This is a genomic window from Duganella radicis, assembly GCF_009720825.1.
GTDB classification, from domain to species: domain Bacteria; phylum Pseudomonadota; class Gammaproteobacteria; order Burkholderiales; family Burkholderiaceae_D; genus Rugamonas; species Rugamonas radicis.
Window position 1 is genome coordinate 51,282 of sequence record NZ_WNKY01000026.1, and the last position, 16,317, is coordinate 67,598.

The 16,317-nt window shown below is 67.7% G+C and carries 8 protein-coding genes; 5 read left to right on the forward strand and 3 right to left on the reverse strand.

The genetic code is table 11. The annotated features are described in order from the left end of the window. Position 1 precedes the first annotated feature (1 nt). From GM676_RS20690 to GM676_RS32820, 5 genes are read left to right on the forward strand one after another with little or no spacing between them, the layout of a single operon-like run. The gene (locus tag GM676_RS20690; RefSeq protein WP_155465781.1) at positions 2–1,054 is read left to right on the forward strand and encodes an NAD-dependent epimerase/dehydratase family protein; all 1,053 of its coding nucleotides are present in this window, start codon (positions 2–4) and stop codon (positions 1,052–1,054) included. Further along, positions 1,051–1,869, forward strand: a complete 819-nt coding sequence (locus GM676_RS20695) for a transketolase (protein ID WP_155465782.1) — start codon at positions 1,051–1,053, stop codon at positions 1,867–1,869. The genes GM676_RS20690 and GM676_RS20695 overlap by 4 nt, the downstream gene beginning before the upstream one ends. Further along, positions 1,866–2,786, forward strand: coding sequence for a transketolase family protein (locus tag GM676_RS20700; protein WP_155465783.1), 921 nt, complete (start codon positions 1,866–1,868; stop codon positions 2,784–2,786). The genes GM676_RS20695 and GM676_RS20700 overlap by 4 nt, the downstream gene beginning before the upstream one ends. A gap of 21 nt (positions 2,787–2,807) precedes the next feature. Continuing rightward, positions 2,808–3,740 carry an FkbM family methyltransferase gene (locus GM676_RS20705; RefSeq protein WP_155465784.1) on the forward strand — a complete coding sequence of 311 codons (933 nt, stop codon included), beginning with the start codon at positions 2,808–2,810 and terminating at the stop codon, positions 3,738–3,740. Between the two features lie 10 nt (positions 3,741–3,750). After that, positions 3,751–5,352 (forward strand): glycosyltransferase, encoded by a 1,602-nt coding sequence (locus GM676_RS32820; RefSeq protein WP_155465785.1) that lies wholly within the window; start codon positions 3,751–3,753, stop codon positions 5,350–5,352. A gap of 6 nt (positions 5,353–5,358) precedes the next feature. Here GM676_RS32820 and GM676_RS20715 read toward each other — a convergent pair whose 3' ends face one another. From GM676_RS20715 to GM676_RS20725, 3 genes are all read right to left on the reverse strand, one after another. Next, on the reverse strand, positions 5,359–6,720 hold the full coding sequence (locus GM676_RS20715; RefSeq protein ID WP_155465786.1) for an HlyD family type I secretion periplasmic adaptor subunit: 1,362 nt from the start codon (positions 6,718–6,720) through the stop codon (positions 5,359–5,361). Next, the gene (locus GM676_RS20720) at positions 6,693–8,843 is read right to left on the reverse strand and encodes a peptidase domain-containing ABC transporter (protein ID WP_155465787.1); all 2,151 of its coding nucleotides are present in this window, start codon (positions 8,841–8,843) and stop codon (positions 6,693–6,695) included. Before GM676_RS20720 ends, GM676_RS20715 begins: the two co-directional genes overlap by 28 nt. 178 nt (positions 8,844–9,021) lie before the next feature. Then, positions 9,022–16,293: an SPM autocatalytic domain-containing protein gene (locus GM676_RS20725; protein ID WP_155465788.1), complete on the reverse strand. Its 7,272-nt coding sequence runs from the start codon at positions 16,291–16,293 to the stop codon at positions 9,022–9,024. Between the last annotated feature and the right edge of the window lie 24 nt (positions 16,294–16,317).

Below are 16,317 nucleotides of genomic sequence, written 5' to 3' on the forward strand. Positions count from 1 at the left end.
CATGGGCAGCCGTCATCCGATCGAAACCGCCGACATGGCGGCCATCGTGGCCACGCCGGGGCTGGACTGGAGCCGCCTGGCCGGCCAGACGGTGTGCATCACCGGCGCCTCCGGCTTCCTGCCATCCTACATGGTCGAGAGCCTGCTGTACCTGAACGAGACGCGCCAGCTCGGCATCCGCGTGCTGGCCATGGTGCGCAACCGCGCCGGCTTCGAGCAGCGCTACGCCCACCACGCCGGCCGCGCCGACCTGGTGTGCATCGAGCAGGACATCAGCCTGCCGTTCACGCTGGCCGAGCGGCCGGACTACATCATCCACGCCGCCAGCCAGGCCAGCCCCAAGTACTACTCGACCGATCCGGTCGGCACCCTGAGCGCCAACACGCTGGGCACCGCGGCCCTGCTGGAACTGGCGCGCGCCAGCGGCAGCAAGGGTTTCCTGTATTTCAGCAGCAGCGAGGTGTATGGCGCGGCCAGCAAGGTGCCGACCGCCGAGCAGGATTACGGCACGGTCGACCCGACCGCCGTGCGCGCCTGCTACGCCGAGAGCAAGCGCATGGGCGAGAATATGTGCGTGTCCTGGCACCACCAGCACGGCGTGCCGGCCAGGATCGTGCGGCCGTTCCACACCTACGGCCCGCGCATGCAGCTGGACGACGGCCGCGTGTACGCCGACTTCGTCGCCTGCATCCTGCGCAACCAGCCGATCGCGCTCAAGAGCGACGGCCTGGCCACGCGCTCGTTCTGCTACTCGGCCGACGCCGTGGCCGGCTTCTGGAAGGTGCTGCTGGACGGCGAGAGCGGCCAGGCCTACAACATCGGCAACCCGGACGGCGAGATCAGCATGCGCGGCCTGGGCCAGCTGCTGGTCGGCCTGTACCCGGAAAAAGGCCTGAGCGTCAGCTTCGTCGAACGCCAGCAGGGCGACCACTACCTGGCCAGCGCCGTGCAGCGCGGCGCCCCCGACATCGCCAAGGCGCAAGCGCTGGGCTGGACCCCCGCCACCTCGGTGGCCGACGGCTTCCGCCGCACCATAGAAAGTTATCTGCCATGACCGCAACCACCATCGAGCTGGCGCGCGCGATCCGCCTGCAATGCCTGCATATGTGCCACACCAAGCGCGCCTCCCACCTGGGCGGCGCGTTCTCGGTGGCCGACGTGCTGGCCGTGCTGTACGGCGGCGTGCTGCGCTACGACCCGGCCCAGCCCAGGGCGCCGCAGCGCGACCGCCTGTTCTACAGCAAGGGCCACGCCTGCACCGCGCTGTACGCCGTGCTGGCCGAAACCGGCTTCTACCCGCAATCCGAGCTCGACACCTTCACCGACAACGGCAGCTACTTCACCTCGCACGTCAACCACAAGGTGCCCGGCGTCGAACTGTCGACCGGCAGCCTGGGCCACGCGCTCTCGGTGGCGGCCGGCGTGGCGCTGGCCGGCAAGCGCCGCCAGGCCGCGTGGCACACCTACGCCATCGTCAGCGACGGCGAGCTCGACGAGGGCTCCAACTGGGAAGCCATCCTGTTCGCCCCGCACCACCGGCTCGACAACCTGACCCTGGTGGTCGACTACAACAAGATCCAGAGCTTCGGCAGCACCGCCGAGGTGCTCAACCTCGACCCGCTGGCCGACAAGTTCCGCGCCTTCAACTGGGACACCGTCGAGGTCGACGGCCACGACCACGCGGCCCTGGCCGCCGCGCTGGCGCCGGATGGCCGCAACGGCAAGCCGCGCGTGGTGATCGCCCACACCGTCAAGGGCAAGGGCGTGAGCTTCATGGAACACCAGCTGGCCTGGCACTACAAGTCGCCGGACGCCGCCCAGTTCGCCGCGGCGAGCGCCGAGCTGCGGGCCGCGAAAGGACAAGCATGAGAAACAGTTTTATCCAGACCCTGATGGCGCAGGCGCAGGCCGACGAGCGCATCTTCCTGCTGTGCGGCGACCTCGGCTACTCGGTGCTGGAGCCGTTCGCCGCCGCCTTCCCGGACCGCTTCCTCAACGTCGGCATCGCCGAGCAAAACATGGTGGGCCTGGCGACCGGCCTGAGCATGGAAGGCTACACGGTGTTCTGCTACTCGATCGGCAACTTCCCAACGCTGCGCGCGATGGAGCAGATCCGCTACGACGTCGCCTACCACGAGGCCAACGTCAAAATCATCGCGGTCGGCGGCGGCTATGCCTACGGCCCGCTGAGCACCTCGCACCACACCACCGAGGAAATCGGCATGCTGCGCACCATCCCCGGCATGGTGGTGACGGCGCCCGGCGACCCGGCCGAGGTGGACGCCATGACCGCCTTCATCGCCCAGCACCGCGGCCCGTGCTATATGCGCCTGAACAAGGCCGGCGAGCCGCGCCTGCACCCGCAACCGCCGGCGCTGACGCTGGGCGGCATCGTGCCGGTGCGCTCCAGCGCGGCCGCCACGGCAGCGGTGTTCGCCACTGGCGACATGGTCGGCGCGGCGGCGCGCTACCTCGAACAGCACGCGCCCCACATCGACCTGTACAGCTTCCCCTTCGTCAACCCCATCGACGCGCCGCAGCTGGCCGCGCTGGCCGCACGCTACCGCCACATCGCCACGCTGGAGGAACACCAGGCCAACGGCGGCTTCGGCTCGGCCGTGCTGGAGCGCCTGCACGACCTGCTGTCGGACGGCGCGCTGGCCGCGCTGCCGGCGGTGAAGCGGCTGGCCATCCCCAACGCCTTCATCAGCGTGGCCGGCTCGCAAGACTACCTGCGCGAAAAAATGGGCTTGCAGCTGAACGGCTGGCATGCCTCCCTGTCCTGAATCCTCACCGCGAGTGCTCACATGATTTCCATCCAAACCACGCAGGACCAGTTCCAGCAAGGCGCGATCGACAAGCCCACCTTCATCAAGACCATGTACGAGGCGCACCACGCGGTGCTGTTCGACTACGCCCGCTATATCGGCCAGACCAATGTGCGCAAGATCGAGGTGGAGGACGGCAAGGTGGTGATGACCTCGCGCGACCGCGGCATCCGCATCGCCTGCACCCCGGGCGACTACCGCGTGGCGCCGATGGAAACGCTGAACTTCTTCGACTATGAAAAAGAAGAAGCCACCATGATGGAAAACCTGGTGGCCGACGGCGACAACTTCTTCGACATCGGCGCCAACATCGGCTGGTACGCGCTCAACATCGCCGCCTCGCGCCGCGCCACCACGGTGTACGCCTTCGAGCCGATCCCGACCACCTACGGCCACCTGAGCACCAATCTGGCGCTCAACGCCAGCGCCAACATCAAGCCGCACAACTTCGGCCTGTCCGAGCGCGCCGGCGAGTTCACCTTCTATTATCCGCCGGAGGGCTCGGGCAACGCCTCGGCCGTCAACCTGACCGGGCGCGACGACGTGCGCACCGCGCAATGCCAGGTGCGCACCCTGGACGACTACACGGCCGAAACCGGCGCGCGGGTGGACTTCATCAAGTGCGACGTCGAGGGCGCCGAGCTGCTGGTGTTCAAGGGCGGCCTGCAAACCATCGCGCGCGACAAGCCCATCGTGCTGTCGGAAATCCTGCGCAAGTGGTCGGCCAAGTTCAACTACAACCCCAACGAGATCTTCACCCTGTTCCGCGGCCTGGGCTATGAGGTCTACACGGCCGAGGATGGCCGGCTGGCGCGCTTCGGCCTGATGGACGAGCACACCATCCCGACCAACTACTTCTTCCTGCACCCGGAAAAGCACGCCGAGCAACTGCGCCGCTGGCTGCGCGCCTGAGAAAGCCCCCATGGATAACCACAGCTTCGTCCTGTCGATCTGCATCCCCAGCTACAACCGCGCGCCCTACCTGCAACAAACGCTGGACAGCATCGTCTCCCAGCCGGCGTTTACCGAGACCAACGACATCGAGGTGGTGATTTCCGACAATGGCTCGGAGGACGAGACCCAGGCGGTGGCGGCACGCTATGTGGCCGCCTTCCCCGACAAGATCCAGTACCACCGCCACGACGTCACCATCTCGCCGGACATGAATTTCAAGTTCGTGCTGGAACAGGGGCGCGGCCTGTACCTGAAGCTGCACAACGACAACCTGCTGGTGCTGCCGGGCAGTCTGGCCGAGCTGGTCAAGGTGTACCGCGCCACCGCCGCCGAAATGCCGGTGGTGTTCTTCACCAACGGCAACCACGCCAAGGGCCAGGCCATCGAGGCGCTCAACAATATGAGCGAGTTCGTGCAGCGCGTGTCCTTCATGTCGACCTGGATCGGCGGCTTCGGCATGTGGCGCGCGGAATTCCACGCCATGCCGGACTTCGCCCGCAACCAGCACCTGCGCCTGGTGCAGACCGACGTCATCCTGCGCCTGATCAGCCTGGGCAAGCGCGCCATCGTGCTGTTCGGCCATTACTTCAGCGGCGTGCCCACCGGCCGCAAGGGCAATTACAAGGTCGGCGGCTACAATATCGCCGAGGTGTTCGGTAAAAACTACCTGAGCCTGCTCAAGCCCTATGTGGCCAGCGGCCAGCTCGACCGGGGCGTCTACGAGCATGAGAAAAAGCTGGCGCTGTTCCAGCAAATCCTGCCGTATTACTTCGACCCCAACAACGATTACCAGAAGAGCGGCTTCTTCGCCCATATGCAGGATTACGTCAACGACGCCTATTTCTACCAGGCGGTCGCCAATCTGCAAACCGACGTGCCGCCGGCCCTGATCGCGCAGCATACCGCCGCCGCCGCGCCACCGCCGGCGCCGGAACCGGCGCCGACGCCCGAGGCGCAGCGGGCCGCCTACAACGCCGCGCTGGCGCAGCAATGGCGCGCGCTCAATCCGCACAATGAAACCATCTTGCAGACGGCGCATGGCCTGTTCAATTTCGACAAGCTGTCGGTGGGGCGCCGCACCTATGGCGGCATCACGCTGTGGACGTTTGGCGATCCGCGGGAAAAACTGACCATCGGCCACTTCTGCTCGATCGCGGACGACGTCAAGTTTCTGCTGGGCGGCAATCACCCGCACGATGGGGTGTCGACCTTCCCCTTCCTGACCAAGTACTTCGGCCAGCTGGAGGCCAAGAGCAAGGGCGCGATCACGGTGGGCGACGATGTGTGGATCGGCTACAACAGCACCATCCTGTCGGGCGTGACCATCGGCCAGGGCGCGGTGATCGCGGCCGGCAGCACGGTCACCAGGGATGTGCCGCCGTACGCCATCGTCGGCGGCAATCCGGCCAGGCTGCTGAAATACCGCTTCGAGCCGGCGGTGGTGGAAAAGATGCTCAAGCTCGACTATTCGCGCGTGAGCGACGAGGCCATCATGGCCAGCCGCGACATCCTGTATCAGCCGATCACGCCGGAGAACGCCGACGCCATCGTCGCCGCACTGATGCGCTGAAAGCGATCAGGGTTCGCGGATCGACTCGTCGACCGCCTTGGTCAGCGGCCACAGCAGATAGGACATCACGGTGCGGTGGCCCACCACGATCTCGGCCGACAGCGTCATGCCCGGCAGCAGGCCGGCGCCCGGCGCCAGCTTTTTCAGCTTGGAATTGCCCAGCGAGACGCGGCTCAGGTAGTAGGCGTCCAGGCCCTCGCCGGGGTTGGCGGTCTCGCGCTTGAAGGCGTCCTGGCTGATGGTGCGCACCTTGCCGTCCAACATGCCGTGCTGCTGGAACGGGAAGGCGTCCACCTTGACGTGGGCGATGTCGCCGGTCTTGATGTAGCCGATGTCGAGCGAGTCGATCTGCACCTCCGCCTCCAGCTCGGCGCCCAGCGGCACCAGCGTGAACAGCGGCTCGGCCTCGCGCACGATGGAACCCACCGATAGCTTGGCGATCTCCAGCACCACGGCGTCGGCCGGCGCGGTCATCTGCACCATGCGGTGGCGCAGGTCGGCCTTGGCCAGCTGCTCGTTGATGCCGTCGCGCTCGCGCGTGGCCGACAGCAGGTCCTCCATCATCTTCTGGCGCCAGCTCTTGCCGAAGGCGGCGCGCTCGGCCTCGGCGGAGGCCAGCTCGCGCCGCATTTCCGCCATCTTGTTCTGCTGCATGGTCATGTCGCGCTCGACCGACAGGCGGCGGTCGCGCGCCTCCAGCAGGTGCATCTTGGCGCCGAACTGCTCGGCCATCAGCTGCTCCTGCATGGCCTCCACCTCGCGCAGCGACTTGACGCGCTGGGCCAGGATCACCTGGTCGCGCTCATTGGTTTCCAGGCCAGCCTTCAGGCGCGCGATGTTCTCGTCCATCTTGGCCTTCTGCGCCTCGAAGTTGCCCTGGCGCTCGCTCGACAGCTGTGATTGCAGCAGGCTGTCGGCGTCGCCGCGGCCGCCGGTGCCGGGCGCGCGCTTGCCTTCCAGCTCGGCGCGCAGGCCGGCGGCCTGGGTGTCCAGGCTTTGCAGGCGGGTGCGCAGCTGGGCCTCGTCGGCCTGGGTGAAGGTCGGGTCGAGCGTGGCCAGCAGCTGGCCCTTCTTGACCACCTGGCCGACCCGCACTTCGATGCGCTGGATCACCGAGGTTTCCAGCGGCTGCACCACGATGTTCGGCAGCGGGTTGACCAGCTTGCCGCGCGCCACCACCACCTTCTCCACGCTGGACAGGCTGGCCCACAGGATGAAGGTGGCGAACGCGCCCAGCAGCACGTGCAGGGTGATGCGCACGAAGCGCGGCAGGGGACCGCGCTCGATGGCATCGGCGTCCGGCAGGAACGCGATCTCGGTCTGGTCCTTGCCGGTCTTGGTCACAGGTGGCTTGTTTGCTGGTTCCATAAGTGCTGGTAAGTTTCGCTACGGGTAAGCAGTTCTTCATGGCGGCCGGCGTCCATCAGGCGGCCCTGCTGCATGACCATGATCTTGTCGGCGTCGACCAGGGTCGACAGGCGGTGCGAAATCATCACCACCGTGCGGCCCACCGCGATCTTCGACAGGTTGTTGATGAAGATGGCTTCCGATTCCGGGTCCAGCGCGCTGGCCGCCTCGTCCAGGATCAGGATGCGCGGCTTGGCCACCAGGGTGCGGGCGATCGACAGGCGCTGCTTCTGGCCGCCCGACAGGTTGGCGGCGTTTTCCTCCAGCACGGTGTCGTAGCCCTGCGGCAGGCGCTCGATGAATTCGTCGGCGCCGGCCGCCACCGCCGCCTCCACCAACTCCTCGAAGGTGGCGTCCGGCTTGGTGATGGACAGGTTCTCGCGCACCGTGCCGCGGAACAGGAAGTTCTCCTGCAACACCACGCCGATCTGGCGCCGCAGGTGCGACAGCTCGATCTCGCGCGCGTCGATGCCGTCGAAGCGGATGATGCCCTCGACCACCGGATAGAGGCCCTGGATCAGCTTGGTCAGGGTGGTCTTGCCGGAGCCGCTGCGGCCGACGATGCCGACCACCGTGCCCTGCTCGATCTTGAAGCTGGCCTTGTTCAGCGCCATGGCTTGCGCGCCCGGGTAGCGGAAGGTCACCTCGTCGAAGGTGATGTCGCCCTGCAGCTGCGGACGCAGGCCGTTGGCGCCGGCGCGGCCCTCCGGCGCGCGGTTCATCACCTCGCCCAGCATCTTCACCGACAGCGCGGTTTCCTGGTATTCGTTGACCAGGCCGACGATCGAGATCAAGGGGCCGGTGACGCGCCCGGCCAGCATCTGGAAGGCGATCAGCGCGCCCACCGACAGGCTGTTGTCGAACACCCCCTGGGCGCCGATCACGATCAGGGTCACCGGCATCAGCTTGCCGAGGAAGTCGGTGATGGCGTTGCCGGCGATGGAGATCTGGCCGACCCGGAAGTGCATGGTGATGGCCTCGGCCGAGCGCTGGTCCCACACGCGGCGCTGGCTCGGTTCGATCGCCAGCGCCTTCACCGTGCGCATGCCGTGGATGGCCTCCACCAGCATGGCCTGGCGCTGGCCCTCGGCCGCGTACAGCGCGTTCAGGCGGCGCTGGAAGGTCGGGATCATGGACACCACCACGATCGCGATCAGGGCCGTGAACAGCAGCACGATCAGGGTCAGCTGGAACGAGTAGGTGAACAGGATGGGCACGAACACCAGCAGCGAGATCAGGTCCAGCGCGGTGAAGAACAGGCGGCCGGTCAGGAAGCTGCGGATTTTCTCCAGCTGCTGCATGTGGCGCGTGACCACGCCGGCGCTGGTGGTCTCGAAGAAGTCGATCGGCAGCGACAGCAGGTGGCTGAAGGTGCGCCGGGTCAGGCGCATGTCGATCTTGTTGGAGGCGGCCAGGGTCAGGGTCTGGCGCAGGAAGCCGAAGCCGGCGTCGAACAGCAGGGCCAGCACGATGCCCACCGCCAGCACCCACAGCGTGGTCACGCTCTGGTGGGTCAGCACCTTGTCGATCACCAGCTGGAAGAAGATGGGCGAGGCCAGCGCCAGCAGCTGCATGGCCACCGCCGCGATGAAGATGTCGCGGAAGGCCGACTTTTGCTTGAGGATTTCGGGAATGAACCAGCGCAGCCCGAACGGCTGGTTGGGGTCGCTGAGCTTGTGCTGGCGTTTGATGAACACCACGTCGCCGCTCCAGCGGCGCTCGAACTCGCTGCGCGCCACCAGCACCACGCTGGCGTTGGCGCTGGCCGGGTTGAGCACGGCGGCCTGGTCCTCGGCGCCGTTTTCGCCCGGCTTGACGCCCACCACGATGATCATATTGCCGTCGCTCAGGCGCGCCATCAGCGGGAACACGCCGTCCTGGGCCATCAGGCGCGACCAGTTGAGCTTGTCGATCTTGGCTTTCAAGCCGATATCCGTGGCAATGCGCATCAACTCGCCATTGCCGGGTTCTTCGGCGCGCAGGGCGTAGTCGTCAATCAGTCGTTCGGGATTGATTTGCAGGCCGTGGTGCTGGGCGATCGCGGTCAGGCACTGGATCGCGGTATGGGGAAATTTATCGTGCATCGTCCTGGGCAAAACTTGCAACAGCGCACTATTACGCCGCCTGAGGATTCTACCCCAGCGCGCCGTTTCCCGGCGCATTTTCTGCTTGGGAACAACAGGGGTTTACGCCGCTTGTTCCGCGCGCAAAAAAAAGCGGCAAGACCGCGAGGTCTTGCCGCTCTGGCGTGGCTGGCGCCGCTTACTTGGCGGCCAGGATGCCGTGGCTGGCCGCGCTTTGCAGGGCCTTGAGGCGCAGCTCGTCGTCGGTCGCCACCGCCGTGGCCGGCGCCGCCAGCTGGGCCGCGCTGTACTGGCCGATGGCGCTGGCCAGCGCGGCGGTGTTGCCGCTGACGCCGCCCGGCACTTCCAGCTTGGCCGCGTTGGCGCTGGCTTCGGCCGCCGCGCTGTAGCCGTTCAGCGCCTGGCTCAGGCCGCTCACCGAGGCCGTCAGCGAGGTGGCCGGGGCCGACATCTGGAACCACACGTCGGCCGCCTGGTGGGTGGCGCCGTCGCTGGTCTCGAAGGTCGAGGTGATGCCGACGATGTTGCCGTTGTTGAGCGAGGCGTTCTGCTTGGCGTCCAGGTTCAGCTTGGTGATGCCGAGGTCGCCCAGCGATTTCAGCTCGTCGGCCTGGCTGATGCCGTCGGCGTTGCCGTCGACCCAGACTTGCAGCTTGCCGAAGCTGCTGTCCTTGCTGTCGATCGCGCCGTCGCCGTTGGTGTCGAGCTCGCCCAGGGCCTGGTAGCCGGTGGTGGCTTTGCTGCCGTTGGCCAGGGTGGTGCCCGAACCGAACAGCTCGCTACCATCGTTGATGCTGCCGTCGCCGTTGCGGTCCAGCACCAGCAGGCCGTCGCCGCCGCCGACCCAGCCCACGGCGCCCTTCTGGCCGTTGGCTTGCAGGTCGAACTGGACGCCGGACGCGATGTTCAGCGTCGAGATGCCGTTGCCGTTCAGGTCCAGCACGATCGGCGTGCCCAGCGGCGAAGCCAGCGCGTTGATCTGGTCGGTGGTCAGGCCCGGCACCTGGGCGCTGGTGATGGCGCACACCTGGCTGCTGGTCAGCGAGTGGATCTGATCGGTCGACAGGCCGCTGATCTGGTCGGAGGTCAGGGCGGCGATGGCCGAGGTTTTCAGGGCCACCAGATCGGCGGTTTCAATCGCCTTCAGCTGGTTGGTGCTCAGCGCGCGGACCTGGTTGGTGCTCAGGGCCGCGGTCTGGGTGCTGCCCAGCGCCACGATCTGGTCGGTGGTGAGCGCCTGGATCTGGCTGGTTTTCAGGCCGACGAAGGCGGCGGTCTTGAGGGCCGCCACATCGTCGGTGCCCAGCGCGGCCACGGCGTCGCTGCTCAGCGCGCCCACCTGCGACGAGCTCAGCGCGTTGACCTGGGTGGAGTTCAGCGCCACGGCCTGGTTGGTGCTCAGCAGCGCCAGATTGGCGGTGCTCAGGGCCACCACCTGGGCGGCGCTCAGGTTGCTGATCTGGTCGGTGGTCAGGGCCGACACCTGCGCGGTTTTCAGCGCGCTGATCAGGCCGGTGCGCAGCACGGCCAGGTCGGCGGTCTCGATGGCGGCGATGCCGTCGGTCGACAGGACGCCGAATTGCAGCGTGCTCAGCGCGTTGAGTTGCGACGAGCTCAGCGCCACCACCTGGTTGGTGCTCAGGCCGGCCGACAGGGCGTTGGTGCTCAGCGCCGCGATCTGGGCGCTGGTCAGCACACCCACCTGGTCGGTGGTCAGGGCGCCCACCTGGTCGGTGTTGAGGGCCTGGATGCTGCCGGTCTTCAGGGCCGTCAGGTCGGCGGTCTCGATCGCCGCGACGGCCGAGGTGCCCAGCGCGCTCACTTGCTTGCTGTTCAGCGCGGCGACCTGGGCGCTGGTCAGCGCGATGATCTGGTCGGTCGACAGGTTGCTGACCTGGGCGGTCGACAGCGCGGCAAAGGTGCCGGTGCGCAGCGCCTGCAGGTCGTCGGTTTGCAGGGCCACGATGCCGTCGGTCGACAGCGCGCCGATCTGCGACGAGCTCAGCACGCCAGCCTGGCTGGTGTTCAGCGCCACCACCTGGTTGGTGCTCAGGTTGGCGATGCTGCTGGTGCTCAGGGCGGCGGCCTGGCCGGTGGTCAGGTTGCTGATCTGGTCGGTGGTCAGGGCGGTCAGCTGCGCGGTCTTCAGGGCCGCGATGGTGCTGGTCTTCAGGCCGATGATATCGGCCGTCTCGATCGCCGCCACGGCGTCGGTCGACAGCGCGCCGAACTGGGCGGTGGTGAGGCCGGCCAGCTGGGCCGAGGTCATCGCCACCACCTGGTTGGTGGTCAGGCCGAAGGCCAGGGCGTTGGTGCTCAGGGCCGCGATCTGGGCGCTGGTCAGCACGCCGACCTGGTCGGTGGTCAAGGCGCCCATCTGGTCGGTGCTGAGCACGGCGATGCCGCCGGTTTTCAGCGCCGCCAGGTCGGCGGTCTCGATCGCCGCGATGGCCGAGGTGCCCAGCGCGTTCACTTGCTTGCTGTTCAGTGCGGCGACCTGGGCGCTGGTCAGGGCGATGATCTGGTCGGTCGACAGGTTGCTGACCTGGGCGGTGGTCAGGGCGCCAACGCTGCTGGTGCGCAGCGCCTGCAGGTCGTCGGTTTGCAGGGCCACGATGCCGTCGGTGCTCAGCACGGCGATCTGGGCCGAGCTCAGCACGCCAGCCTGGCTGGTGGTCAGCGCCACCACCTGGTTGGTGCTCAGGTTGGCGATGCTGCTGGTGCTCAGGGCGGCGGCCTGGCCGGTGGTCAGATTGCCGATCTGGTCGGTGGTCAGGGCGGTCAGCTGCGCGGTCTTCAGGGCCGCGATGGTGCTGGTCTTCAGGCCAACGATGTCGGCCGTCTCGATGGCGGCCACGGCGTCGGTCGACAGCGCGCCGAACTGGGCGGTGGTCAGGCCGGCCAGCTGGGTCGAGGTCATCGCCACCACCTGGTTGGTGGTCAGGCCGAAGGCCAGCGCGTTGGTGGTCAGGGCCGCGATCTGGGCGCTGGTCAGCACGCCGACCTGGTCGGTGGTCAGGGCGCCCATCTGGTCGGTGCTGAGCACGGCGACGCCAGCGGTTTTCAGGGCCGCCAGGTCGGCGGTCTCGATCGCCGCGATGGCCGAGGTGCCCAGCGCGGTCACTTGCTTGCTGTTCAGCGCGCCAATCTGGGCGCTGGTCAGGGCGATGATCTGGTCGGTCGACAGGTTGCTGACCTGGGCGGTGGTCAGGGCGCCAACGGTGCCGGTGCGCAGCGCTTGCAGGTCGTCGGTTTGCAGGGCCACGATGCCGTCGGTGCTCAGCACGGCGATCTGGGCCGAGCTCAGCACGCCGGCCTGGCTGGTGGTCAGCGCCACCACCTGGTTGGTGCTCAGGTTGGCGATGCTGCTGGTGCTCAGGGCGGCGACCTGGCCGGTGGTCAGGTTGCCGATCTGGTCGGTGGTCAGGGCCGCCAGCTGCGCGGTCTTCAGGGCCGCGATGGTGCTGGTCTTCAGGCCGACGATGTCGGCCGTCTCGATGGCGGCCACGGCGTCGGTCGACAGCGCGCCGAACTGGGCGGTGGTCAGGCCGGCCAGCTGGGTCGAGGTCATCGCCACCACCTGGTTGGTGGTCAGGCCGAAGGCCAGCGCGTTGGTGGTCAGGGCCGCGATCTGGGCGCTGGTCAGCACGCCGACCTGGTCGGTGGTCAGGGCGCCCATCTGGTCGGTGCTGAGCACGGCGATGCCGCCGGTTTTCAGCGCCGCCAGGTCGGCGGTCTCGATCGCCGCGATGGCCGAGGTGCCCAGCGCGGTGACTTGCTTGCTGTTCAGCGCGCCAACCTGGGCGCTGGTCAGGGCGATGATCTGGTCGGTCGACAGGTTGCTGACCTGGGCGGTGGTCAGGGCCGCGACGGTGCTGGCCTTGAGGGCTTGCAGGTCGTCGGTTTGCAGGGCCACGATGCCGTCGGTGCTCAGCACGGCGATCTGGGCCGAGCTCAGCACGGCGGCCTGGTCGGTGGTCAGCGCCACCACCTGGTTGGTGCTCAGGTTGGCGATGCTGCCGCTGCTCAGGGCGGCCACCTGGCCGGTGGTCAGGTGGCTGATCTGGTCGGTGGTCAGGGCCGCCAGCTGCGACGATTTCAGGGCCGCGATGACGCTGGTTTTCAGGCCGATGATGTCGGCCGTCTCGATCGCCGCCACGGCGTCGGTCGACAGCGCGCCGAACTGGGCGGTGGTCAGGCCGGCCAATTGGGCCGAGCTCATCGCCACCACCTGGTTGGTGGTCAGGCCGAAGGCCAGCGCGGTGGTGCTGAGGGCGGCGATCTGGCCGCTGGTCAGCACGCCGATCTGGTCGGTGGTCAGGGCACCCACCTGGTCAGTGCTGAGGACGGCGATGCCGCCCGATTTCAACGCGATCAGGTCGGCCGTTTCGATGGCGGCGATGGCCGAGGTGCCGAGCGCGGTCACTTGCTTGCTGGTCAGCACGGCGACCTGGTCGCTGGTCAGGGCGATGATCTGGTTGGTCGACAGGTTGCTGACCTGGGCGGTGGTCAGTGCGGCGACACTGCTGGCCTTGAGGGCTTGCAGGTCGGCGGTTTCCAGCGCCACGATGTCGTCGGTGGACAGCGCCGCCACCTGGGCCGAACCCAGCACGGCGGCCTGGGTGGTGCTCAGGGCCACCACCTGGTTGGTGCTCAGGTTGGCGATGCTGGCGGTGCTCAGGGCGGCGATCTGGCCGGTGGTCAGATTGCTGATCTGGTCGGTGGTCAGGGCTGCCAGCTGGGCGGTTTTCAGGGCCGCGATGGTGCTGGTTTTCAGGCCAATGATGTCGGCCGTCTCGATCGCCGCCACGGCGTCGGTCGACAGCGCACCGAACTGGGCGGTGGTCAGGCCGGCCAGCTGGGTCGAGGTCATCGCCACCACCTGGTTGGTGGTCAGGCCGAAGGCCAGGGCGTTGGTGCTCAGGGCCGCGATCTGGGCGCTGGTCAGCACGCCGACCTGGTCGGTGGTCAGGGCGGCCATCTGGTCGGTGCTCAGCACCGCGATGCCGCCGGTTTTCAGGGCGCGCAGGTCGTTGGTTTCCAGCGCGGCGATGGCCGAGGTGCCCAGCGCGCTCACTTGCTTGCTGGTCAGTGCCGCCGCCTGGTCGCTGGTCAGGGCGATGATCTGGTCGGTCGACAGGTTGCTGACCTGGGCGGTGCTCAGGGCCGCCACGCTGCTGGCCTTGATCGCTTGCAGGTCGTCGGTTTGCAGGGCCACGATGTCGTCGGTGGACAGGGCCGCCACTTGGGCCGAGCTCAGCACGGCGGCCTGGCTGGTGTTCAGGGCCACCACCTGGTTGGTGCTCAGGTTGGCGATGCTGCCGGTGCTCAGGGCGGCGACCTGGCCGGTGGTCAGGTTGCTGATCTGGTCGGTGGTCAGGGCCGCCAGCTGCGCGGTCTTCAGGGTGGCGATGATGCTGGTTTTCAGGCCGATGATGTCGGCGGTCTCGATGGCCGCGATGGCGTCGGTCGACAGCGCGCCGAATTGCGCGGTGTTGAGGCCGGCCAGTTGCGACGAGCTCATCGCCACCACCTGGTTGGTGGTCAGGCCGAAGGCCAGGGCGGTGGTGCTCAGGGCGGCGATCTGGGCGCTGGTCAGCACGCCGATCTGGTCGGTGGTCAGGACGCCCATCTGGTCGGTGCTGAGCACGGCGATGCCGCCGGTTTTCAGCGCCGCCAGGTCGGCGGTCTCGATGGCCGCGATGGCCGAGGTGCCCAGCGCGGTCACCTGGCGGCTGCTCAGGGTGCCGACCTGGGCGCTGGTCAGGGCGATGATCTGGTCGGTCGACAGGTTGGCCACCTGCGCGGTGGTCAGGGCGGCGAAGGTGGTGGCCTTCAGGGCTTGCAGGTCGTCGGTTTGCAGGGCCACGATGCCGTCGGTCGACAGGGCGGCGATCTGGGCCGAGCTCAGCACGGCGGCCTGGCTGGTGGTCAGGGCCACCACCTGGTTGGTGCTCAGGTTGGCGACGCTGCCGGTGGTCAGGGCCGCCACCTGGCCGCTGGTCAGGTTGCTGATCTGGTCGGTGGTCAGGGCCGCCAGCTGCGCGGTTTTGAGGGCGGCGATCTGGCTGGTTTTCAGGCCGACGATGTCGGCCGTCTCGATGGCCGCGATGGCGTCGCTCGACAGCACGCCAAACTGGGCGGTCGACAGGGTGCCCAGCTGGCTCGAGCTCATCGCCACCACCTGGTTGGTGGTCAGGCCGAAGGCCAGCGCGGTGGTGCTCAGGGCGGCGATCTGGGCGCTGCCCAGGACGCCGATCTGGTCGGTGGTCAGGGCGCCGACCTGGTCGGTGGTCAGCACGGCGATGCCGCCGGTCTTCAGGGCCAGCAGGTCGGCGGTCTCGATGGCGGCGATGGCCGAGGTGCCCAGCGCGCTGACTTGCTTGCTGCTCAGCGAGGCGACCTGGGCGCTGGTCAGGGCGATGATCTGGTCGGTCGACAGGTTGGCCGCCTGGGCGGTGGTCAGGGCCGCCACGCTGCTGGCCTTGATCGCCTGCAGGTCGTCGGTTTGCAGGGCCACGATGGCGTCGGTGGACAGGGCCGCCACCTGCGCCGAGCTCAGCACGGCGGCCTGGCTGGAGTTCAGGGCCACCACCTGGTTGGTGCTCAGGTTGGCGATGCTGCCGGTGCTGAGGGCGCCGATCTGGCCGGTGGTCAGGTTGCCGATCTGGTCGGTGGTCAGGGCCGCCAGCTGCGCCGACTTCAGGGTGGCGATCACGCTGGTTTTCAGGGCGATCAGGTCGGCCGTTTCGATGGCGGCCACGCCGTCGGTCGACAGCGCGCCGAATTGCGAGGTGCTCAGGCCGGCCAGCTGGTTGGAGGTCAGGGCCACCACCTGCGCGGTGTCGAAGCCGAAGGCCAGCGCGTTGGTGCTGAGGGCAGTGATCTGGCCGCTGGTCAGGGTGACCACCTGGTCGGTGGTCAGGGCGCCGATCTGGTCGGTGCTGAGGACGGCGATATTGGCGGTCTTGAGCACCTGCAGGTCGGCCGTTTCCAGCGCGGCGACGGCCGAGGTGCCCAGCGCGGTCACCTGGGCGGTGCTCAGCGCGGCGACCTGGTTGGTTTGCAGCGCGATGACCTGGTCGGTCGACAGGGTGTTGACCTGGGTGGTGCTCAGGCCGGCGATGGCCGAGGTTTTCAGAGCTTGCAGGTCGGCGGTTTGCAGCGCCACGATGGAGTCGGTGGACAGCGCCGCCACCTGGCGCGAGCTCAGCGCGCCGACCTGGGTGCTGTTCAGCGCGACGATCTGGTCGGTGGTCAGGCCGTTGGCCAGGGTGGCGGTGGTCATGGCCGCCACCTGGGTGGCGGTCAGCACGCCGATCTGATCGGTGGTGAAGGCCCGGAACTGGCTGGAATTGAGCCCGGCAATATCGGAGGTCGCGAGACTGGCGACGGTGGCGGTCGACAGTGCGGCGATCTGGTCGGTGTTCATACTGGTGACGAGGCTCATTTCATTCTCCTAGGCGCTACACGT